Origin of the sequence: Vibrio tubiashii ATCC 19109 (genome assembly GCF_000772105.1) — a bacterium.
Lineage (GTDB): Bacteria > Pseudomonadota > Gammaproteobacteria > Enterobacterales > Vibrionaceae > Vibrio > Vibrio tubiashii.
This window is the reverse complement of the sequence record NZ_CP009355.1, coordinates 92,090-114,568: the sequence shown is the minus strand read 5'-3', so window position 1 is coordinate 114,568 and position 22,479 is coordinate 92,090. Positions and strand designations below refer to the sequence as shown.

General features: G+C 45.3%; 22 protein-coding genes and 1 pseudogene. 7 read left to right on the top strand and 16 right to left on the bottom strand.

The genetic code is table 11. The features are described from left to right. Nucleotides 1-5: 5 nt before the first annotated feature. Complete coding sequence (locus tag IX91_RS15700) at nucleotides 6-698, bottom strand: short chain dehydrogenase (protein ID WP_004746491.1); 693 nt, start codon at nucleotides 696-698, stop codon at nucleotides 6-8. 156 nt (nucleotides 699-854) lie between these two features. Here IX91_RS15700 and IX91_RS15695 point away from each other — a divergent pair, with 156 nt between their 5' ends. After that, a complete protein-coding gene (locus IX91_RS15695; RefSeq protein ID WP_004746490.1) occupies nucleotides 855-1,769 on the top strand; it encodes a LysR family transcriptional regulator in 915 nt (304 codons plus the stop codon). Between the two features lie 10 nt (nucleotides 1,770-1,779). On the opposite strand, the gene yidZ is transcribed toward IX91_RS15695, so the two are convergent. Together yidZ and IX91_RS15685 are read right to left on the bottom strand one after the other, a co-directional pair. Continuing rightward, nucleotides 1,780-2,733, bottom strand: coding sequence for an HTH-type transcriptional regulator YidZ (gene yidZ, locus IX91_RS15690; RefSeq protein WP_004746488.1), 954 nt, complete (start codon nucleotides 2,731-2,733; stop codon nucleotides 1,780-1,782). After that, a complete protein-coding gene (locus IX91_RS15685; protein ID WP_004746486.1) occupies nucleotides 2,708-3,901 on the bottom strand; it encodes an MFS transporter in 1,194 nt (397 codons plus the stop codon). The genes yidZ and IX91_RS15685 overlap by 26 nt, the downstream gene beginning before the upstream one ends. 220 nt (nucleotides 3,902-4,121) lie before the next feature. Between IX91_RS15685 and IX91_RS15680 the strand changes: the two genes are divergently transcribed. Further along, on the top strand, nucleotides 4,122-4,907 hold the full coding sequence (locus tag IX91_RS15680) for an HAD-IIB family hydrolase (protein WP_004746485.1): 786 nt from the start codon (nucleotides 4,122-4,124) through the stop codon (nucleotides 4,905-4,907). Nucleotides 4,908-4,937: 30 nt separating this feature from the next. Here the strand turns inward: IX91_RS15680 and IX91_RS15675 are convergent, their stop codons facing one another. Together IX91_RS15675 and IX91_RS15670 are read right to left on the bottom strand one after the other, a co-directional pair. Further along, nucleotides 4,938-5,132, bottom strand: a complete 195-nt coding sequence (locus IX91_RS15675; RefSeq protein WP_004746483.1) for a hypothetical protein — start codon at nucleotides 5,130-5,132, stop codon at nucleotides 4,938-4,940. Between the two features lie 179 nt (nucleotides 5,133-5,311). Further along, nucleotides 5,312-5,500: a hypothetical protein gene (locus IX91_RS15670; RefSeq protein WP_004746482.1), complete on the bottom strand. Its 189-nt coding sequence runs from the start codon at nucleotides 5,498-5,500 to the stop codon at nucleotides 5,312-5,314. A gap of 169 nt (nucleotides 5,501-5,669) precedes the next feature. Here IX91_RS15670 and IX91_RS26670 point away from each other — a divergent pair, with 169 nt between their 5' ends. Both IX91_RS26670 and IX91_RS15665 read left to right on the top strand, forming a co-directional pair. After that, nucleotides 5,670-5,843, top strand: coding sequence for a hypothetical protein (locus IX91_RS26670; RefSeq protein WP_004746480.1), 174 nt, complete (start codon nucleotides 5,670-5,672; stop codon nucleotides 5,841-5,843). Between the two features lie 19 nt (nucleotides 5,844-5,862). Beyond that, nucleotides 5,863-6,396 carry a hypothetical protein gene (locus IX91_RS15665; protein ID WP_004746478.1) on the top strand — a complete coding sequence of 178 codons (534 nt, stop codon included), beginning with the start codon at nucleotides 5,863-5,865 and terminating at the stop codon, nucleotides 6,394-6,396. Between the two features lie 49 nt (nucleotides 6,397-6,445). Here the strand turns inward: IX91_RS15665 and phnE (IX91_RS15660) are convergent, their stop codons facing one another. The 7 genes from phnE (IX91_RS15660) to IX91_RS15630 form a co-directional block, all read right to left on the bottom strand. Further along, a complete protein-coding gene (gene phnE, locus IX91_RS15660; RefSeq protein WP_004746477.1) occupies nucleotides 6,446-7,249 on the bottom strand; it encodes a phosphonate ABC transporter, permease protein PhnE in 804 nt (267 codons plus the stop codon). Continuing rightward, a complete protein-coding gene (phnE, locus tag IX91_RS15655; RefSeq protein ID WP_004746475.1) occupies nucleotides 7,249-8,049 on the bottom strand; it encodes a phosphonate ABC transporter, permease protein PhnE in 801 nt (266 codons plus the stop codon). Before phnE (IX91_RS15655) ends, phnE (IX91_RS15660) begins: the two co-directional genes overlap by 1 nt. Then, complete coding sequence (gene phnC / locus IX91_RS15650; RefSeq protein ID WP_004746473.1) at nucleotides 8,037-8,822, bottom strand: phosphonate ABC transporter ATP-binding protein; 786 nt, start codon at nucleotides 8,820-8,822, stop codon at nucleotides 8,037-8,039. Before phnC ends, phnE (IX91_RS15655) begins: the two co-directional genes overlap by 13 nt. A gap of 106 nt (nucleotides 8,823-8,928) precedes the next feature. After that, nucleotides 8,929-9,969, bottom strand: coding sequence for a phosphate/phosphite/phosphonate ABC transporter substrate-binding protein (gene phnD, locus IX91_RS15645; protein WP_004746472.1), 1,041 nt, complete (start codon nucleotides 9,967-9,969; stop codon nucleotides 8,929-8,931). A gap of 253 nt (nucleotides 9,970-10,222) precedes the next feature. Beyond that, entirely contained in the window at nucleotides 10,223-11,434 is a 1,212-nt protein-coding gene (locus tag IX91_RS15640; protein ID WP_004746471.1) for a glycerophosphodiester phosphodiesterase family protein, read from the bottom strand. A gap of 211 nt (nucleotides 11,435-11,645) precedes the next feature. Beyond that, on the bottom strand, nucleotides 11,646-12,998 hold the full coding sequence (locus IX91_RS15635) for a sigma-54-dependent transcriptional regulator (RefSeq protein ID WP_004746469.1): 1,353 nt from the start codon (nucleotides 12,996-12,998) through the stop codon (nucleotides 11,646-11,648). Beyond that, nucleotides 12,995-14,938: an ATP-binding protein gene (locus IX91_RS15630; RefSeq protein WP_236642996.1), complete on the bottom strand. Its 1,944-nt coding sequence runs from the start codon at nucleotides 14,936-14,938 to the stop codon at nucleotides 12,995-12,997. The genes IX91_RS15635 and IX91_RS15630 overlap by 4 nt, the downstream gene beginning before the upstream one ends. 228 nt (nucleotides 14,939-15,166) lie before the next feature. Between IX91_RS15630 and def the strand changes: the two genes are divergently transcribed. The 3 genes from def (at nucleotide 15,167) to IX91_RS26665 (ending at nucleotide 17,802) form a co-directional block, all read left to right on the top strand. Then, on the top strand, nucleotides 15,167-15,679 hold the full coding sequence (gene def / locus IX91_RS15625; protein ID WP_004746466.1) for a peptide deformylase: 513 nt from the start codon (nucleotides 15,167-15,169) through the stop codon (nucleotides 15,677-15,679). 235 nt (nucleotides 15,680-15,914) lie between these two features. Further along, nucleotides 15,915-17,507 (top strand): bacteriohemerythrin, encoded by a 1,593-nt coding sequence (locus IX91_RS15620; RefSeq protein WP_004746465.1) that lies wholly within the window; start codon nucleotides 15,915-15,917, stop codon nucleotides 17,505-17,507. A gap of 142 nt (nucleotides 17,508-17,649) precedes the next feature. Beyond that, the gene (locus tag IX91_RS26665; protein ID WP_004746464.1) at nucleotides 17,650-17,802 is read left to right on the top strand and encodes a hypothetical protein; all 153 of its coding nucleotides are present in this window, start codon (nucleotides 17,650-17,652) and stop codon (nucleotides 17,800-17,802) included. Nucleotides 17,803-17,871: 69 nt separating this feature from the next. Here IX91_RS26665 and IX91_RS15615 read toward each other — a convergent pair. The 4 genes and pseudogenes from IX91_RS15615 to IX91_RS15600 form a co-directional block, all read right to left on the bottom strand. Continuing rightward, nucleotides 17,872-18,234 (bottom strand): annotated as a pseudogene (locus IX91_RS15615) (RidA family protein). Nucleotides 18,235-18,241: 7 nt separating this feature from the next. After that, entirely contained in the window at nucleotides 18,242-19,273 is a 1,032-nt protein-coding gene (locus IX91_RS15610; RefSeq protein WP_004746462.1) for a lactonase family protein, read from the bottom strand. A gap of 64 nt (nucleotides 19,274-19,337) precedes the next feature. After that, entirely contained in the window at nucleotides 19,338-21,788 is a 2,451-nt protein-coding gene (locus IX91_RS15605) for a beta-N-acetylhexosaminidase (RefSeq protein WP_004746460.1), read from the bottom strand. Nucleotides 21,789-21,823: 35 nt separating this feature from the next. Further along, a complete protein-coding gene (locus IX91_RS15600) occupies nucleotides 21,824-22,468 on the bottom strand; it encodes a bifunctional 4-hydroxy-2-oxoglutarate aldolase/2-dehydro-3-deoxy-phosphogluconate aldolase (protein WP_004746459.1) in 645 nt (214 codons plus the stop codon). Between the last annotated feature and the right edge of the window lie 11 nt (nucleotides 22,469-22,479).

Below are 22,479 nucleotides of genomic sequence, written 5' to 3'. Positions count from 1 at the left end.
CCTTATCAACTCGCCATATTCGCTAGCACAGCCTCAAAGGTTTTTAGCGCGGTTACATTATCTTTAGTAGTGACGACGATTGACTGCCCATTCAGTGTTTCATCTTGAACCGCATTTAGATAGGCATGTGCAACGTCCTCTACATCAATACCGCCTTCAGTGCTAATACCTGGGATCTGTTCAAGTGTCTGTTTGATCATACCTGGGCTGATACTGTTAATACGCTTCCCATCGGTTAGCTCTATAGCAGCACCTCGCACAAATGCATCCACAGCCGCGTTGACCATACTCGCTGCCGTCATCCCTTTTAGCGGAACGGAACTGGTTTCACCACTGGTTAACACAATGCTGCCGCGTGGGTTTAGGTATTCGAGGCCTGTCTGGGCTAACTCTATTTGTCCAAGTAACTTAGATTGAAGACCCACATTAAATGCGTCTTTATCCATTGCCTTACTACCAAAAATAGAGCCGATAGAAGCAGTACCCGCGAAATTCACGATCGCATCGACATAACCTATTTGTTCAAACACTGATTTTAGTGTCGCCATATCTTCAAAATCAGCAATGTAATCTAGGCTATGATTCGGTCGATTACCTCGGCCAATAGTAACAACTTCAGAATCAGGCTGGTGCTGTTCAAGCAACTGAACTAGTGCCGAACCAATCGTACCTGTTGCGCCAATAACAACAATCTTCATACTTATCTCCATTTGTTTCATGCTTCTGTGATTGCGATAAAACAAGATTAATCTCAAAACACCCTCTTAAACAGAAGCCTCCCTGCAAATCATTTTTGTCAAAAAAGCAAATATAGGTTAAATTTTTACGTTTATGATGCCAAAAAAAGGCCCATTATGGACAAAATACGTGCTTTACGTTATTTCAAACGTGTCTCAGAGTTAAGCAGCTTTAGCTTAGCCGCAGAGGAGTTTGGTGTCCCTCCTTCGTCTATATCAAGGCGAGTCAAAGATCTGGAATATGAACTCGGCGTCGAGCTCGTAAAACGCTCAACTCGCAATGTCGCCACGACTGAGCTTGGCAGTATTTACTATGAGTCGATTGTGGAAGTGCTGAAAAAGCTCGATGAAGCAGACGAGCTAATCTCGCAACGCTATGGAGAGATGGAGGGTAAGCTGCGTATTAGTGCGACTACCGCTTACGGAGAAAAAGTGCTGTGGCCCGTACTACAACAGTTTAGACAACAGTACCCTTCAATCGTGTTAGATGTTCAGTATTCAGATAATCCGATTTCATTTACCAAAGAGAATTTTGATATCGCTATTCGTGCAGGCCACATACCAGAAGAAAGAGTCGTAGCTAAACATCTTACTAGCTCGAGCTTCAAACTGATTGGTAAGCCAGATTTAGTGGCGCGTTTACAGCAGCAGTTTGGTAGAGACATCTTGTCGGTCAATGATCTTGAGCAATGCCCTACGCTGCAATACCGTGCTCCTAAAGGGTTGCTTTCTTGGTGGGTATGCGACAATGAGATGTGGGTTGAAGTGAATGTTCAGCCAGTCCTAACCTCTAACAGTGGTGAAGCTCTCATCTCTTCGGCATTAGCAGGAGATGGATTAGCACTTTATCCGGCTTGGTGGGCACAGCAGTACCTTGCTACGAACGAACTCATCGAGGTTCCAATAACAACGCCGATATCAAGCTTAAAAAGCAATCAGCTAGATATCTTTGTGCTCTATCCACAAGCAAAGTATCAAATTCCTAAAGTAAAAAACTGCGTTGATTTCATTGTCGCCAACTTAAAAGACTGATGTTGGGATGTTAGTAAGCGTAAAGTGATTTCAATGTATTTCGCAGCCACTTTATCTTTGGATTACGGTTGTTCCGCTTATGCCAGATCATAGTGAATGGGATCTTAAGTTTCTGTTGCTGCTCATCATCTAATGGAATCGGCATGGCAACCAGATCAGGGTGGAGTTGCTGGCAATATTTCTGACAATATTTTGGGGCGGTGGTAATCATCTCATGGCCGGCTTTTTCAGCTACAAACAGTGCCTGCTCAAACCCCGACATGGTTAAGTTGACGTTACGGCTCAACCCTAGTTCTATCAGTATTTCGTCCAAAGCCCAACTCTCACTTTTCTCCCACGTCACGTTGATGTGTGGGTAGCTGAGAAACGTCTCCAAGTTCCACTCCTGCTCAAGCGCTGGGTGATCTTTACGTAGATAAACTAAGGGTAAGTCAGTAAATAGCACTTCAAAATTGATGTAGTAAGGCAGTAGTTCAAGAGACTCTTTTGAACGAGGGTGGCTCTCTCTCCCCGTAAAACCAATATCGACATCACCACGGGCAATAGCTTCTAGAGAGTCATAATCCCAGTTGGTAAATTTTATCTTGGAGTCTGGGTAAGTTTGATGAATGCGCTGAGTCAATTCATCAACCATGATCAAAGATAACGGAGACTCTACCCCAAGATTAAAACGCACGCCTGTTGGTGCTTCATCACCACGCCTTGAGACGATTTGGCTGCCAATAAGTAGCCAGTCAGACAGGCTCTCTTCCATGCTACTCGCCAGTGGTGTTGGTCTCAAACCTTGCGGAGTATTGACGAACAATGGATCATCAAACCAATCACGCAGCTTGCCCAATGCCTTACTTACCGTTGAAGGCGTGACATTGAGCTTCTTTGCCGTTTTGGTCACACTCTGCTCTTGTAGCAACAATTGCAGAGTGAGCAGTAAATTCAGATCAAGGCGTGCAAGTGATTTCTTCATGAAGATCGCTACGTTGTTGATTTGTCCCTAATAGTATTAAAGCGATACCGATAACGCCACCAGCAACCAATGCAATTAGCAACATATTTACTGCAGATACACCAACCCATGCCATAAACCAGATATACAGGGCGGAGCAACACACTTGCGAAATACCCAGTACCGAACTGGCTAAACCGGCTTTGTTGGAAAAAGGGCTAAGTGCTTGACTCATCGCGACGCCAAATCCCATAGAGAACCCCATACTAACCAATCCAAAGCCTAGCATGTAAAGCGTCGAGCTATCGCCATTCAAGTGAGCCGCGAGGATGACGATAGCCGACGTCAAAGTAATGATTTGTGAGCCTAGCAACAAGGTTCCTTGCTTAAAGTAAGACAGGGCAATGGGGGCTGAAAATGAAGTCGACATGCCCACCATCGCCAAGAGTGCCATTGCCGTAGAGTATTCACCGCGGCTGAAGTTCAGTGTCTCCATGACAATCATTGGAGAGGTATTTACATAAGTAAGAATTGCCGTCACACCAAGAGAGGTAAACAAAACCCTAGAGAGAAAATAACGGTCCCACAGCGTTTCGTTAGAGCCTGACTCTTCGCTGTGAGCAAGGTCATTTGACTGTTTTGACAAGGTTTCTTTCAACACAAACGTCGCAATCAAGCAGACTAAAACACCCATTGCCGCCATCGCACTAAACAGGACAGGCCAAGGAAATTTCAGCATGATCAAATGTCCAATGACAGGTGCTAAAACAGGGATCATGCAGGTGATGCCGTTCAACATAGAAAGCACTTTAGCGCGCTTTTGATCGTCTAGCGTGTCGCGCAAAATAGCGAAGGCCACCACGTAACAACACCCTGCCCCAACGCCTTGGAAAAAGCGCATCATCAGGAAAGCATCACTGGTTTGAGATGCGCCACCGAGCCAGGAAGAAATAGCAAAAACAATGGCACCAACAATAGCAACAGGCTTACGTCCGAATCGGTCAGCAAGGCGACCAACAAACAGCATCGTCATTGCCATACCTGACAAGTAAATAGAAAACGCCATATGAAGCTGTGACTGCGTTGCGGCTAGATCGGCGGCGATTTGAGGTAATCCAACAAGATAGAGGTCAATGGCCGTAGGATAAAGAAGCACAAAGGAAAATGCGCATAAAAGGAATCGGGACATAGCTACCTCACTTATATAGTAATCGTTTGCGAGGATAATATTCGATACTCCACCGTTTGGCGCGTTGCCATTATGACAACAAGCATTTCCAATTACGACATCGGTAAAAACGGATTATCTTATCTCTCATCGGTTACTCATTAACCTAAGCAACTTCACTGAAATACAGAGTTAATTTTCATAAGATAAACAGTTCTTTAAACAGCATTAGATAATCAATATGGAAAACTTACTTTCAAAGGAATGGAAGTCTATCGAATGGGTTTTGACGGATGTCGATGACACATTGACGTGGCAAGGCAAACTGCCACCGGAAACACTGATTGCGCTTTCAGAGTTACAGCAACAGGGGATTAAAGTTGTCGCGGTGACTGGAGCATGTGCAGGTTGGTGCGATCATATTGCTCAGCTTTGGCCTGTCGATGCAGTACTGGGTGAGAATGGGGCTTTTACTTTGGAAAAAAGCACCAAAGGCATTTCTCTTACCAGTTCTGAACCGCTGCAAAAGATGCGTGAACAACAAAGCCAGCTAAAGCAGCAAGTAGAAGATATTCTCGCAGATTACCCACAAGTAAACTTGACCCTAGACCAAGCCTATCGCCTGTGTGAAGTCGCGATTGATATCGGCCAAAATCGAGAGCCACTAAGCGCTAATATCGTAGAGCAGATAGTCGCCCGTATTCACGAATTAGGCGCGCATGCGACAGCGAGTTCAATCCATATCAACGCTTGGTACGGCAATCATTCAAAACGTAACAGTGCATTCGAGTATTTAAAATCGAAAGGGTTAACTGAGCAAGATGTTTTGACCAAGTGCTGCTATGTCGGTGATTCGCTTAATGACCAACAAATGTTTGAAACCTTGCCCTTGACTGTTGGAGTGAAAAACATCCAGCACTATTGGCATAAGCTGACACACAAACCCTCTCTGGTCATGACTCAGCCGGGTGGTTATGGATTTGCCGAGTTTGCAAAACAGCTACTGGCACAAAAAGAGACGCAGTAGGGTAGCTACTACGTCTCAATTAAGGTTAGTTCACTCTTCCCCTTCAGATATAGGCAGTCGCTTATCTTTAAGGTTGGTGTACAGGTGGGCTTGATTCCTTTCAATCATTACCATAGCAAGAAGAGGATTAAGTGCACGCACTTCCCCTTTCATATAGGGAACTGGGATGTCCCATGGGTTGTTTTGGTACAAACCCTCTTCGTCGAACTGGACAAGAAACTCCATGCTTACCTCCTAACACATCGAGCATCCCTTAAGTTTAGTTCGTAATTGAGATTTTTATTAGTAATGAGTTTTTTTAAACAGTACCAGCGAGTAGTTTCAAGACGAGCAAAACCTTAAGCCCAAGTGCAACAACAGCAATTTCCTCTACTATTGCTTGGACTTAACTTACCGCTAAAGCATTATTTCTCAGAACTGGAGAACCGCTTATCTCGCTCATGAAAATAGAGATGAGCTTCGCGCCTATCAATCAACACAATCGCAGCAAGAGGAGTCACTGAGTGGATCTCTCCTTTTTGGTATGAAACTGGCAGATCCCACGGATTATCTTGATAGCTTCCGGTCCTATCAAACTGAACTAGAACGTCCATAGCTACCTCCAAACGACATCAATTACTCCTTAAGTTTAGTTGATAAATGACCCTTTTATTATTTGTAAATCTAGTCACATTTTAACAACTCTTTCGACAAGGATCACCTCAACGACTGGCCTCGCTATCTATACTTAAATTAGATGGTCAATCTGATGAGGTGGCTACTATGGACTTTACAGAAAAACTTCGCTTGCGAGGTAAAGCGGAAGAAGATCTCTACTTTGCTAAGTTAGATCGTGAGCTAATTGAAGCGATGCACGAAAAGCAAAAATACGAACATGAATTACGTTATGAAGAGCTCGATACTCCAAGAATTGAAAGTATACTAGACAGCAAATAGCCGTCACACTGAAATACTTATGGAAGATATTGAATACATTCGAGCTTCAATACCCCTGTTGATGTTTGCCTTTTTTGCTGTATTGAAGAGCCACAAGGAGAGCACGAGAAAGCGCTACCCTGATATGAAAGATGTCCAAATATCTTTTTTTGGGGCGGTCATTTCTTGGTTCACTATGCTGATTGCTCTTATTCTATTTACCCAACTTGTCATTGACCCACCAGCTTCTCTCTACATGGCTCTATTTATGCTGATTCTAACGAGCCTAATGATCGTTATTGCCCTTCAACATTTAAGCTATCAACTGATGTTTAATGATCAAAGACTGATGGTTAGCCATATTTTAGGCAAAGCCAAACAATGTCAGCTTTCATCGGTCACAGAGGCAAAAGAAAAAAGCTATGCCAACGAAGGGGGAAGCAGTAGAGTCGTCTTCCTAACTCACGCCCAAGGTAAGATTAGAGTACCCATCTCTATGTTAGGTGGTCAGTATCATCACGAGCTCAATACTTTGCTAAACGAGCTGCTTTCAAACACTAAAAGTGCCAGATGACAAAAAGACAGGGTTTCCCCCCTGCCTTTTTCAATCGGCGTAAAACCAATTAAATTAACTTCTTACGCACATGCACGACCAGCGCTTCAGCGAGAATAACAACAGCGAAGATACTCACTAGGACCATCGACACTTTTTGCCACTCGAACAGGTTTTGCGCGTCGTTAAGCACTACGCCGATACCACCAGCGCCTACTAGGCCTAATACGGCAGACTCGCGAACATTGATATCCCAACGGAATAAGACAATCGAGTAAAAAGCCGGCATAACTTGAGGCCAGTAGCCTTTTAGCAGAATACTCATCCAAGAGGCACCCGTCGCTTTTAAGGCTTCGATTGTTCCCATATTCGCTTCAGCAATCGCCTCTGCGAGAAGTTTACCGACAAAGCCCACACTGCGAACGGCAATCGCCATGATTCCTGCTAATACGCCTGGACCAAACAAAGCGATAAACAGCAATGCCCATACCAGTGAGTTAACCGAACGCGAAGAAACCAAGAAGAACTGTGCAATCCAGTTTAACGTTTTGCTTGGCGTAATGTTAGGTGCGTTTAGCAAGGCTAATGGAATAGCGAGAATCAAAGTGAAAAGCGTTCCAAGAGTTGCAATATGCAGGGTCTCAATCAGGGCTGCATGAATCATTTCAGGGTAAAAACCGTAATCCAACGGAACCATGCGGCTAAACATGTCACCAAACTGCGCTGGTGCGTCGTAGAGAAACTCTGGAATGATTTCTACGGTCTGCCAAGACCAAACTATCGCTGATACAAAACACAAGTAGGCGGCGAACCTTGCCAAACGTTCGTTGAACGTAAAACGCTGCCACTCTCTATCAATTGAAGCAGTTGTCATTAGAAGATTCTCCTTACTACATTAGATAAGAACTCACCTACAAGAATCAAGGCAATAATGGTGATAAGAATGGCGGCAACAAAGTCGTAATCAAAACGTTGGAAGGCAGAGAAAAGAGTGCCACCTAAACCGCCTGCGCCAACAATGCCCACCATGGTGGAGTTACGTAGATTTGAGTCAAGTTGATAACTAGCAAAGCCGATAAAACGCGTAAATACCTGTGGCATTACTGCAAACAAAATCACACTCGCAAAGCTGGCCCCTGTTGCTCGAATGGCTTCAACCTGTTTAAACGAGATCTCTTCAATGGCTTCAGCAAAAAGCTTGGCGATAAAACCAATCGAAGCAAACACCAAGGTCAGAATCCCCGCTAACGCGCCAAAGCCCACGGCCTTAACGAATAAGATGGCAATAATGACCGGGTGGAATGAACGGCACAGCGCGATAAAGCCACGAACGGGTGTTGAGACAATCGATGGCATCATGTTTCTCGCCGCCAAAAGACCGAGAAACAAAGAGATAACGATGCCAAAAAAACTAGAGATTATCGCTATCTGTAAACTCTCTGCTAAACCACTAAGTAGCAGATTCGAACGAGAGAAATCGGGTGGAAACATGCGAGATAGCAAGCGCTCACTTTCACCAAAACCGATAATCAATCGCTCAAAGCTAAGGTTCAGAGTCGAGAAGCTGTAAAACAGATAAGCAACCACAGCAACCACGCCGACTCGACTCGCCCATGAGGCTTTAAAGGGGTTCTCCACGTTTACCGAAGAAGGTGAAGCGCTTAATCTAGCCATGACTCACCTCCATAGATGATCTTCAGATCTTCTTCGCTAATACCTTCTGGGCTGCCATCGTAATGCACTTTTCCGTTACACATGCCAATGATGCGATTGGCAAAACGTTTCGCTAAGTTCACATCATGAATATTCACCAGAACAGGGATTTGCTTATCTTTGGCAAACGTCTCCATCAGCTCCATAATCTCGACCGCAGTTTTAGGGTCGAGAGATGAGGTTGGCTCATCGGCTAAGAGGATGTATGGGTCTTGCATCACGGCACGCGCAATACCGACACGTTGACGCTGACCGCCAGAAAGGCTATCGGCACGCTGATTGGCAAAGTCTTGCAAGCCAACGAACTCAAGAAGCTCAAACGCTTTTTGTAGATCCTCTTTCGAGTAATTTCTACGCCAAGCGTTCCATGAAGACATGTAGCCTAAACGTCCACTGAGCACATTTTCAATTACCGTTAATCTCTCAACCAAGTTGTACTCTTGAAAAACCATCCCGATGTGACGACGCTGTTTACGCAATGCTTGCCCCTGCAGTTTTGTCAGGTCTTCACCTTCAAACAAGATTTCACCGCTGGTCGGGTCGTTTAAGCGGTTGATGCAACGCAATAAGGTACTTTTACCTGTACCCGATGGGCCTATGATGGCAATGATGCCCGGCTGATCGATATCGATGTCGATGCCTTTAAGGATTGGCTTACCTGCCACGTACTCATGAAAGAGATTGTTGATCTTTATTCCGTCGTATTTTGATGCGTCACAGCTTGCTACGGCCATACTACTATTCCTTGTTTTCTTATTTTGAGCCCAAATTTAGGGTGTACGATGCCCGTGCCCTAGGCACCGTACTTTTTGACGTTGTTAGAGAATTAGAAACTACTGTTTATTGGTTGGTGGCTTGCTTTGCTAGCTCTGCTGCTTTTTTCTTAGCGCGCTTGGCTGCATCTTTCTCAGCCAGTTTTTTCAGACCGGTTTTAGTGTAAGCCGTGCCTGTTGCATGAGCGATATCGCGGATAACTGACCAATCCTCTCGGTAGGTAATTGGTGAGAAACGGTCTGCGCCTTTAAATGCTGCGCTCATTTCAGGAGTGAAACGGTAGCTAAAGAAAGCTTCGTTAATTTTCTCTACCAGTTCAGGTTTTAGGTTGTAAGCGTAGCCAAATGCAGATGTTGGGAAGCGTGGACTGCGGTAGATGATTTTAAGTTCAGAGTCATCAACACGACCGGCCGCAACCATACGGTCATACACATCTGACGCAACTGGCGCTGCATCGTAGTCGCCATTGTATACGCCTAGAATAGATTGATCGTGTTTACCTGAGTAAAGCACTTTGTAGTCTTCATCTGGCACTAAACCTTGTGCTGGGAACAAAGCACGTGGCGCTAGGTTGCCAGAGTTTGAAGAGGCCGATGTATGGGCAACTCGTTTGCCTTTCAAGTCCGCCATTTCGTTGATACCACTGTCTTTACGAACGATAGTCACTAGGTTGTAGCCTTGAAAACCGGCTTCGTCACCTTTTACCGCAATTGGCACGTAGCCCGCTAGGTTTACTGCGTAGCCTGTAGGGCCCGTTGAGAAACCCGCGACATGCAAGCGACCAGAGCGCATGGCTTCGACCTGAGCTGAGTTAGAGTGAACAGTGTAGTAAATGACCTTTTTGCCAGTGATTTTGCTTAGGTGTGCTTGGAAATCGGCAAACGCATCTTTATACAGCGCTGGGTCTTCTACTGGTGTGTAGGTAAAAACCAAAGTGCTTGGGTCGATCCACTCGTTCGAGTCTTTTGGTGAGTCAGCCACTAGATCTTGGTTTTCATCACAATATCTTTCATCCAGTACCCCACGGTTAGCACACTCACTTGCCATCGCCATAGATGGAAGCAGCAAAGAGCCAGCGATTAACAATCCTTTTACACTGTTTTTCATATTAGAACCTTACATTCACGTTATTGTTGATGTTCACCTTTACTATTGCAGGGGACGTGCCATCTATTTTTATTTTTACTTTCAACCACTTAATTAAAAGCACATCTAGCATTTTTTAATTTGGGTCAAATGTGTCTTGCGCAAGCTGCGCCATTTGGGTCATTTTTGTCCCATGAAATTTACAATTAAAAAAAGGGCTCGAAAGCCCTTCATTTTTAATCAAATATCTTGCTAACTTAGGCTGTATCGCAGATTAGATATCCATACAGTTTGCGTAGTAAGTGACCGTTGATGGCCAATCACTGAATACGCCTAATACGCCTACATCTTTGGCCAACACATCCAACACTTTCATCATGTCGCCATCTTGCTTAATTTGCTCAGTCACGCTTTGGTAATACCAGCCGCCACCTTGCGCAAGTGGGCCAGAACGCTCTAATGTCCAAGCGATAATATCGAGATCGGCTTGTTTGGCTAGCTTCGCGTATTCTGATGCAACAATCGCATTCTTATCATCTAACTGAATCAGTGCATAAAGAGGTGGAGCAATGATCTGAACACCATCTTTAGATAGCGCTTTCATGTTCTCTAGCGTCGCAGTAAAGCCTTCTAGATTGTATACGCGATCGTCAAGGTAAACGGCTTGTTTACCAAACTCAGGTTCGTTTTTAATCCAGTATTTCACGTCATCTAGGTTGAATGACTGAACATAAGCATCTTTGGCTGTAAACCCTGCCGCTTTCAGCTCATCAATTAGCTTCTGCGCATAATTCTCTTGGCTGAAGCCCTGATAAGGCATTTCAACTTTGGCTGACTTCAGCTCTGGCGTCACCTTCACACCATGCTTTTTGAACAACGCTGCACTTTCAGCATGGGTCATCAAAGTACCCGTTTGTGAGTACAGATCTGTACGCCAGCCAGGCGTCCCATTCATGTACTCTTCGATGGTAGTGGCTTTCGGGTTTGCGCCATCCATTTTACCTTTCAAGGTTCTAAACTCAGCCAAAGTAAAATCTGAAGTACGACACTCTACTTGTGCATCCTCGCCAGTCTCAGGATTAGCTGGTTTAAACGGCACCGAACATTTCTTAGCAAGTTCTGGGTGAGCAAGAACATCGGTTGTAGTGTGGAGATCACTTTGTGAATGGCGACATACCAGTTGTTTATCTTTGGTAAAGGTCACATCACATTCAAGTACACCCGCTCCCATCGCAATCGCAGCTAGGTACGACTCTTTGGTATGCTCAGGAAACTGCATTGCTGCGCCGCGGTGACCAATCGAAAAGTCGCTACGATAAAATGGGCCGTCACTACAGCTTTCAAGCTTAGTTTTTAGAGGGCTCTCTTCCATATCACTAACGAGATAGAGAGGGCGTGGGCCGACCTGTGCTGGTTCGTTGCCCGCCATGGCAATTGAGCTAACACCTAACAATAGAGTGATACCACTGGTTAAGATTTGCTTCATCGGTTTCTCCTTGCAGCAAATTGTTTTATTGATTTTTAATCGACTCTGACAAAAACGGTTTACATCCGTTTTACAGATTTATTTCCGCGAGTTTAAATCAGAGTGGTTACTCTATAGCACTCTCTATGCCAAATATTTTAACCTTAAATTTCAATAATATAACTTCAGCCACACTATCACTCCGTTATATTGAGTCATTTGTGTCTATCGCTCAGTTGGCGCGATTCGCCTTAAAGCTCTCTTTGTCTAATTGATGTTTTTTCATCTTTCGATATAAGGTTTTGCGCGGTAGATTTAGCCGTAGCGAGACCTCATTAATATTGCCTGCCATTTCGATGAGCGCTTCTGTAAGTACATTGCGCTCGTACTGCTCCATTTGCTGCTCAAACGCAAAGGCTTCACTACCTTGAGTTGACGGTGCCTGCAAATCAAACCCTTCGCCCACAATGCCCAATACAAATCGATCTGCGACGTTTCTCAGCTCACGCACATTTCCGGGCCAGTCATGACGGCACAGCTGTTGTATTTGCTCAGCGTAGAGGGTCGATGGCCGCGTCTTGTATTTTTGACTGGCTTGAACCACAAAGTGCCTAAACAGAGACTGAATGTCTTCTTTGCGCTGGCGTAATGGCGGTAAATTTAGACTGGCGATATTGAGTCGATAAAACAGATCGGCCCTAAACTCACCGCGCTGACTCAGCTCCGATAAATCAGCTTTGCTTGCTGCAACCACAACAATATCAACCGGAATCAGTGTATTACCGCCAACACGTTCAATGACTCGCTCTTGTATCACTCTGAGCAACTTAATCTGAACCGCAATTGGCATGCTTTCAATCTCATCAAGAAATAGAGTGCCACCGTTTGCCTGTTCAATTTTCCCGATACGCTTTTTATTCGCACTGGTAAAAGAGCCTGCCTCATGCCCAAACAACTCACTCTCAATGATGCTTTCCGTCATACCGCCACAGTTAATGGCAACAAACGGCTTATCACGGCGTTTCGAGTAACGATGCAGGGCTCTAGCAATCACCTCTTTACCCGTACCAGTTTCCCCATTGATGATAGTATCTACCCCAGTTCGAGCCAAAGCCAACACTTGGCTTCGTACCATCTCCATTTGACTTGAAACCCCAATCACGACATTTTCAATCGGTAGCTCTGGCGTATCCGACAGCGTATCAGGGGCGTTCTGCACCTGCGTTGAAGCGAGGTTGAGTTTGTCTATCAGCTCGTCACTTTGTAGCGGCTTTTCAATAAAGTCGAATGCACCAAGCTTCATCGCTTCTATCGCCATCGGAATATCACCATGACCACTCATCAAGATGATTTCACACGCAGGCGAACGACTTTGAATTGCATCTAGCATGGATAGCCCGTCTAATTGCGGCATACGTACATCGCATAGAACAACTTGCTTACTGTCCGGAGATAACGACTTCAAACCCGCTTTCGGATCGGTAAAACTGGTTACGTTAAAGCCTTCAAGCTCTAGCATCTCACTGACTGCCTCTACGACATCCAATTCATCGTCAATGAGGGTGATTTGCTTTTCCATCGTCATGATCTTGCGCCTTCTAAATAAACAACAAACTCACTGCCCTGTTGCGGCTGTGAGTTAACCCGAATTGAACCACCAAAATCTTTGATGATGTTAAAAGCGATAGAGAGCCCTAATCCTAAGCCCTTGCCCACCTCTTTACGGGTATAAAATGGGTCGAAAATATGAGGAATATCGTCAGCGAGTATGCCTTTGCCATTGTCTTTAACCGCAATCGTGACCTCTTCTCCCACTCTAGAGACAGACACCAAAATAAGCGGCTCAGGGGTTTGTTCTACGGCATCAATCGCATTGCTGATTAAGTTAACTAACACTTGCTCTAAGCGGATCGGATTTGCTCGAACACTCTCACAAGAAGAGAGATTACAGTCGAGCACTATCGGTATCTGCTTATTGGCAAAGAGTTCTATCGCATCGTTGACGACGGGCATCACCGCTACCGAGGTCACTTTGCCATCGCTCTTACGCGAAAAAGCTTTCAAGTGCCGCGTTAGTGCCGCGACCTTGCCTAGCAGAGTTTCAATTTTATGCAGATTCTGGGTGGCTTTATCTGAACGCGCTTGCTCTAGCCACTTTTGCGCGCTGCGAGTATGACTGCTGATCGCGGTTAAAGGTTGGTTTATTTCATGAGTAATTCCAACACTCAATTGCCCCAGTGCAGCAAGCTTGCCTGCTTGAACCAACTCATCTTGAGTGACGCGAAGTTTCTCTTCTGCCAGCCTGCGCTCTTCGACTTCGGCTTCCAGTTTTTGATTGGTTTTTTTCACTACTTTTGCGGTAGCTTGGAACACCTGCAGAGACTTCGCCATTTGGGTTATTTCATCCTGCCCTTTTAGCTCGATTTGAGTATCCAAGTGCCCTATTGAGATGGCAAACATATCGTCTCTCAGGTTAAGCAGGCGCTCCAAAATATTCTTACGCACGTAGAACCACGCAATCCCCGCTGCGGCAAATAGACTAAACACCGAGAGAGTAAGCGAGAAGGTGCGGTTTGAAGCTAACGAAGCTTGCACATGGGCAATCGACGAATCAATTTCTAAGTTAACGTTTGACGTATTTCGCTCTATTTGAACGGAAAGTTGATGCAGGTATTTACGGCTGTTTTCAAGTAAGAATTCCTGCTGATAGTAGTGCTCCAACGCTTGATTCTTGAGCTGAACTAAACGGCTTGAACGAGAGGCAAGAGTGTAGATAACCGAGAGCTTTTCATCGAGCGCAGGCAAAGATTCAGCAAGGCCACTTTCGAGCCACAAGCTAAACCAATCTTGTCCTAACTGCTCTAGACGATAGGTTGTGTAATCCAACTCGTTGAAGCTGCCATCGTTATAAAGCTTCTCAACCAAACCTAATTGATAGAACAACAACGCCTTCAACTGGCTGTACTGCAGACGAGACTTTTGCTCCGCAGGTAAGCTATCAAGCTCTTCACTCACTTGCTGTAAGAGGGGATAAAAACCTTCCAGCAGGTTGCGTAACTCTTTGTTGAGCTGCCGCGATTCTTCACCGCTTTGATAGAGTAAACTCAGGCTGTTACTCACCTGCATAATCAAGTCTTTAAAATAAGCATGGTACTCAGGGAAATGGGCAAGAACTTGGTTCATCTCTTCTATGCTGTCTTCAATACGCACCATGGCATTGCGCCTTTCCAGGTTCGAATCGGCTGCGACCAGTTGAGACGAATCCGTGATCACCAAACGCACCATATCGTTTAGCCTAGCCGCCTGCTCAAGGGCAGGGATCTCTTTTTCCTTGAGCTCAAGCAACGCGCTTTCTAACTTGTCATAAGTGGTCGAACTAAAAAGGGCGAGCAGTAACGTCGTCATCGATAGCATTGCCAACGCGAGACCCAGTCGCACTTCAATGCCCCGCCACTTAAACTTGGCGCGATGCGTTTTTTTCGTCATGGGTTCGGTATCAGAAACCGAAGAGTCTCTACCAAGCATCTGATTCACAAAGATATTCCTACTAGCTAAATGCCTGGCTCTTTTAGAGCACAAACACCATTAACAAAGCATATAAAACATCACTACATTTTATTAATAAAGCTATCTGTATCAGATTTGTGGAATAGACAGTGAGAAACATTAACTTTCTTCAATCTAAGACTCACTACACTCGGCTCTTTTGGTTAAAATTGATAGCCTAAACAAATTGTTAGGATTTAAAGATAAATGGCTGTATTAGATATTCTCACTGCCCCAGATCCGCGCCTCAAGATAACCGCTGAGAAAGTCACGGACATTGCGTCAATACAAAGTCTGATCGACGATATGCTCGAAACCCTGTATGCGACTGACAACGGGATTGGTTTGGCTTCTACACAGGTAGGTCGTAAAGAAGCAGTGGTGATCATTGACCTTTCAGATAACAGAGATGAGCCACTAATCCTAGTTAACCCGGAAGTCGTCAGTGGTGAAAACAAAGCCTTTGGTCAAGAGGGATGCCTGTCTGTGCCAGATTACTACGCTGAAGTTGAACGTTTTACTTCGGTGGTTGTGTCTGCGCTGGATCGAGAGGGAAATCCGATCACAGTTGAAAGTGATGAGTTCTTAGCCATTGTAATGCAGCACGAAATAGACCACCTCTCTGGTAATCTATTTATCGACTACCTTTCCCCCCTGAAACGCCAAATGGCAATGAAGAAAGTAAAGAAGTACGTTAAAACTCAAGCCAAAGCATCATAGCGCTGTTTATTGATAGTGGCCTTAATTCACCCAACAGACATACCATCTGTTGGGCATTTTGCGTTTGGTATTACTCATTCTCTCCAACAACACCAATAACTGAGTTCGAGCATAAACATCTAGCCCTTTAGACTTAATTTTAATCAATTTAATGTCTGATTTCGGTAGGTCATTCCGTAACTATCGCCTAAATTTAATGAAGTGAGCAACAGATTTCCGGCCAAGGAGTTGGCGTATGTTCAGATCATTATTTTCTAGCCTAAATAGACTCTCTTCGATGCAGTGGTCACTGCTGCTAACCTTGCTTATTCTTCCCATTGCTGTTGAGCTCGTCATTGAACAATCATGGTTGTGGCTCGCACTCTTGCTGCTGTATCACTTGGTGGTTGTTTCCACGATTACTTCTATGGCGGGTTTATTAACCCAACTTAAGCAAGCCGCTGTCCATCTTTCAGAAGGCGACCTTACGGTAAGGATTGATACTAGAGATTCCCTCAATACACCGTTATTACGCATCTTCAACCGAATAGGTGAAGACATATCTCGAACTGTACACGCACTTCGCAAATCAACGGCTCGTTTAGTCGAAGTAGCAGCTACCGTACAAGAAGATTCGAGCCTCTCCAAAACGGGGGCGCTCGGGCAAAAACAAGATGTCGATAACGCCAAAGAGATCATCAGCCAGCTCTCTGAAATCACGCAGAATGTTTCTAGCTACTGTGAATCAACCGCCACATTGGCTAATCAAGCCAAATCTAAAGCAGACCAAGGCTCTCGGGATATGGTCGCATTGGAAGAAGCGCTCGATAACGCCAATCAGCATATTGATAATTCAAATGAACATTTTCAGTCACTAATGGAAGAAACCGCGCAAATTAGCCAAGTGATGGAGACCATTAGTGGTATCGCAGAACAAACTAACTTGCTTGCGCTTAATGCAGCGATAGAGAGCGCCCGAGCAGGTGAACAAGGCCGCGGGTTTGCCGTCGTCGCCGATGAAGTCCGCTCTCTGTCAAAAAGAACTCAAGAAGCAACAGAAGAGATTCGCAATAAGATAACCAATCTTCAAGCCAAGACTGATGACGTGTTGGAAACCATGCAAGAAAACAAATCAAGCATGCAACGCTCATTAGAAATAGCCTCTACGGCAGAGCACACATTCAAAGAGCTTAATCTACAGATCGATGAAGTACGTACTTACGGCCAACATATAGCTCAATCATCAGAGCAGCAACTAGGTCAAACTCAAAGCTTGCAAGATAGCCTAGCGCTTATTGCTTCGGAGTCCGATAACAATGTTCGGTCTACTCAGGAAACCTTGATAGCCAGTATTACAGTACGTAATTTGTCTGGGGAGATTGACTCCTTACTCCATCGCTTTGCTACCGACGCAAATCAAATAGAAGCCGATGAAGCTAAGCGCGAAAAACTGATGGAATGGAACGCTCAGCTCGATATTGGTTTAGACGAGATTAATCGCCAACATCGCGCCCTACTGCATCTCATAAACGAGCTCTATTACCTGCTTAAACATAATTATGGCCTGTCTTCGATCAAGCGAGTGGTTCAGGGTTTGATTGACTACACGGCTAACCACTTTGCCTATGAAGAAATTTTGTTCGAACAAATCGGCTACGAGCAAACCAGTCATCATGTGGAGGCGCATCAACAGTTGGTAAAAGAGGTCTTGGAATTTCAAAGTCGCGTAGAAAGGGGGGAAGACATCGGCGATGAGTTAATGACATTTCTCAAAAACTGGCTTAAAAACCATATTATGAAGGAAGATAAAGCTTACGTAGACTCATTTAAAAACAACAATTTAAACTAATAAGCGTAGTCAAATTGTAAGCTCACACTACAAGTAGTTTATTTGATTGTGACGACAAAAAACCTGATTAGTTGTCAGGAGCAATTGCTGTTTAAATCCGCGCCGAGAGATTAATTCTATCCATTAACTTCAAGGTGTTTCCATGTTTGCAATTGATGATGTTGTTGTCGCAACAAAAGGCGTTGATTTCGGTAAGATGGTGGTTGTTGGTCTAAGCAGCGGCGGCTTCTACGTTCGAGTAACGGTAGATGGTATGACACTGACTTACCCAGCTCGCGATCTGCAAAAAGCGTAATCACGCAGCAAGTACACGATCAAAAAAGGTAGCGATTTCGCTACCTTTTACGTTTCTGCTCAGCAAATACTACTGATACTTTTCCCCCGCAGCCGCGACAAATGCCATTTCAACCAATAGGTTAGGATCTGCAAGTTCGACTTTAACGCAAGCGCGACTTGGTGCTGTGCCTTCCGCAAACCAGTTATCCCACACTTCATTCAAAGAATCGAAGTTAGCAAAGTCAGTCACGTAGATAGTGACCGACAAAATACGCGTTTTATCGCTATCGACGCTAGCTAGCATCTACTCAGCTTGATCAAAAATCTGCTGTACTTGCCCTTTAATATCTGCGGAGGTATCCGTTTCAGCCACTTCGACAAAGTGAGCAATGCCATTAAATACCGTTACATCTGACCAACGTTTTGTAGGGTTAATACGGTGAATTGTCATACTGTTCTCAATCGTTATTTTGTTCAATTACGCAGACAGGTGCGCCAACTTGGCACTGGTATCCTGTTGCGACTAATGCTCCCGTCTGCAAATCACGACGAAAGCTAGTAAGGTTATTGGAATGCTGATTGGCGACTACGACCCACTCGCCACAAGCGCTAATTGTAAAATCACGCGGAAAATCACCGCCACAATCGGTTAAGCCAAGCCATTGCGCTGTAGGTTGCGAAACATCAAAGCAGCTCAACACGTTCTGCTGTCGACATGACACATAAATAAACCTCTCGTCTTGCGACAACTTAATCGCGGACGCAGCTTCTCCTTTCTCCCCATTTGGGATTAAGTCTGACTGCTGTGACACTTGCCAGCCAGTGTCTGTCTTGGTCAACACAACCAAGGTTTCACTCAACTCACACACAACATAAGCCTTATCTTCAGCGCCATTGAACACCAAATGGCGAGGCCCAGATCCTGGCGTTAATGGTAGCGTTTGTTGCAAGAGAAATTGGTTTTGCTCAATGTGATAGAAGCGGATGGCATCGCTGCCTAGATCCACGTTTACCAACGCTTTTTCCGTGCGCTGAAACACGACTTGGTGCGCATGCGGGGACGCTTGTCTATCAAGATTGGGGCCTTTACCCTCTTCAAACAGCGTCGTCACTAGCTCTCTTGGTACACCATCATCACCAAGAGCAAACACGTTGACATCACCAGAGCCATAGTTGGCAACGGCTAGGTATTGGTTATTCTCACAAACGTCTAAGTGACAAGGATAGTCGCCTAAAATGGGCAGCGCGTGATTGATGCCCCTTTGCATACAGACAAGTTGTGCGCCGTCTTGCTGAGCAACTTCTGAAAAACTATATAGGGCTTGGCGGGTTTGCTTGAGGTAAGAAGGATTACGTAGAGGGTAGAAATCGTCGAGGAGAGTCAGTTCACCAGTCTGTGGATTTAAGCTGACTTGAGCAATGCCTTGGCTCTGACTCGGGGAATCCGTGTAGGTTCCGATGAAAAACCGTAAGTGACCGCTTACTTGCATTGTAATACTTCCAAATAAAAAGGAGTTTGCCGCTAGCGTGCGCTAGCGGCAAATGGTTTAACCATTATTTACTCAGAGTTTTAAGTAAGCTCTCAGTTGGTTTAACAATGGCGACAATCGTTTCATCAATGATGATGGCATTTTGATCAATCAATGCTTGATACTCTGCCGCATCCGCTGCGCGAACTTGGTTACCTTGCTTAGCCGTTTCAATTAACGTTAAGGCTAAGTCTGCTACTCGCACACTTGCCTCTGCCACTGCAACCGTATCAACTGACGCGACGTTCGCTGCAAGAATAGGCTTAGCCTGAGTTGCTGCAAATTTCACCGCTTGATAATGTCCCTGCAGTGTATCCAGAGCGGCTTTATCACCCTTCACAAACGCCTCAACCAAATCATTCATCTGATATACCGCCAAGCTTTCTACCGGTAGCGCATCAGCAAAGCGATTTAAGCGTTCATATTGGTTGTAAAGATCGCCTTTGTTCGGCGTTGATATCCATTTCTCCCAGTGACGCGCGTAATACTGTGCAGGTTCAATGTACTTAGAGAGTGTTTGCAGAGGCATCACATCCGCACCATTTGCGAGGCGCTTAAGCATCATGTTGGCGTCAGCGTGATGACGTAAACCAACGGAGACTTCAGACCACGTGTCCATCACACTCATACGACGATACATGCTGCGCTCATCGGTAAGCTCTTGGCTAGACCACAAACGCTCAGCAATCGCGTAGCTACGCGGCCATAAACGCTGCTCGATGGTCATTGAGTCAAGGTTTTCACCCCAAATGGTGATTTCACCACCCAAGATGAGTTTCTGTTCATCTTTGGTTAGTTCAGCAGGGTAGCCGCCGTTTGGCTGAGGAATGACAGAACCCTTGATTGAACTTCCTGCCACTAGCACACCTGTCGCAGGCCAGCGAACGTTACCGATAAGCTGATAACTACTTGGCTTAAGCTTGCCACCAGCAAACTCATAGTTGAACTCGGTGTAGGACATAAAGTTATCGAAATGACCGCGGAACATTTTGCCCGGAACATATTCAAGAATATGAACTTCTTGGCGAGACTTGCCATTGTAATCGGTAAACGCCCGGTACGTACCATCTTTTGCTTCGATGATAGTCAGATTACCTTTACGTGGGCCGCCCTTATTGCGCGGTTTAACCCAGTCGTAAGTTGCGAATCGCTCACCACTATGCAGTTTATCGTCAACGGTAATACCCATTGGCATTGGGTCATTGCGGTAGTGGTAGCTTGTCGGTTGCGGCTGGTCTAGATAATAGCCCGTTGAAAGCACCCCTTGATAACCTTCTTTTGCAGCACGACCAATACTGTCGTGCCCACGCCAACTTTGGATAACAATTGAAGTCGGCAAATCTTTATGCCAGATCTCATCCCAACCAGACATTTTCTTGCCGCGCTGCTCAAGCATCTTTTCTACTTTCGTGTTGAGATAAGATTGCAGGCCACGTTCACCATCTAGGTTATTGTCAGCAATAAACTTCTGAATGTTCGGGTTTTCTTTCCACTGCTTGTAGTTCGGCTCGTCGCCACCAATGTGGAAGTACTCATCAGGGAACAGCTCCACCACCTCATCAAAGACACTTTCAAGCATGGTGTACAGTTCTGGGTTGGTTGGGTCCATCAGCGGCTCAAACACGCCCCATCCACGCTGCTGAGGGTAAGCTTGCTCGCCGACACCAGACATCAATTCTGGATAAGCATGAGCAACCGCTGAAGCATGCCCTGGTAAAGAGATTTCAGGAATAACACGAATGCCAAGATTACGCGCGTAGTTCACCACATAACGAATCTCGTCTTTGGTGTAGTAGTCACCGTCTGCCGTTTCAGACCAGAGTTTAGTGTAGTTATCTAGCTGAATACGAATCGCTTGGTCATCCCAAATGTGCCAGTGGAAGACGTTCATCTTCGCCGATGCCATCGCATCAAGCTGACGTAAAATCACGTCGAACTCAATAAAGTGACGTGACGTATCGTATGAAACACCACGCCATTTAAAGCGTGGCTCATCTTCAATCGACACTTCTGGCACATGATAACCTTTGGCATCTGTTGTCACTAGCTGGAGGAAAGTTTCTAAGCCATGTAGCGCACCATATGGACGCTCAGAGCGGATAACAATTTGGCCATTCTTAGCATCCAATTGGTAAGACTCATCACTCTCGATGTCTTGTACTTGGCTTTTTGGTGCCTTGCTAATATCAATCACCAAGGTTGCATCTTTCTCGGACTCGGCTTGCCAATGAAGCATAGGTAAACCGGTTTGACGATAAAGCCTTTCCATCGTGCGTTTTACATTGAATTGCACACGCTCAGAGTCATAACCTTTTACATAGATACTAAAATCTTTGTCGAGCGCAATTTGCCCTTTCCCCAGTTCGACTTCCTGAGGGTAAGGCATAAGATTAAGATCAGTATTAGGAGCCATTGCCATCGCTGTTTGCCCCGCCATTAAGCCAGAAATAAGTAGTGCTAACGTTGCTTTGTTCATCCGTGTCATCCCAAATTTACTAATGTTCGATTCAATTACGCAACATGCGCAACCGCTTCTTGGACAAGCTTCGCGATCTCATCCCATTGTTCGTTCTCAATCAGTGTTGGAGCCACCATCCAAGTACCACCACAGCAAATCACTCGGTCAATCGCTAGATAGTCATTGATATTGTGTTTACCGATGCCACCAGTTGGCATGAATGACACATCAACGTATGGAGCAAGTAGAGACTTGACCATGCTAATGCCGCCAGATGCTTCCGCAGGGAAGAATTTTAGGAAGGTTAAGCCAAGCTCTAGTGCTTGCTCGACTTGGCTTGGGTTATTGACTCCAGGAACAACAGGCATGCCTATCTCTTGGCAGCGACGAACTGTGTTTGGATTAAGGCCAGGAGCAACCACGAATTCACTTCCGGCTTCTTTCGCTAGATCAATTTGCTCTGACGTCAGTACTGTTCCCGCGCCAATGCACATTTCAGGATACGCTTCGCGCATTGCACGGATTGCGTCTGCTGCCGCCTCAGTACGGAAGGTCACTTCAGCGACGGGTAGGCCATTTTCAACCAGAACTTTGGCTAGAGGGACTGCATGTTCAACCTTGTTGATTTGGATAACAGGTACAACTTTGAACTGCTGTAGCTTGTTGATGATTTCTTGAGATGTAGCTTGTATAGACATAATAGTTTCCG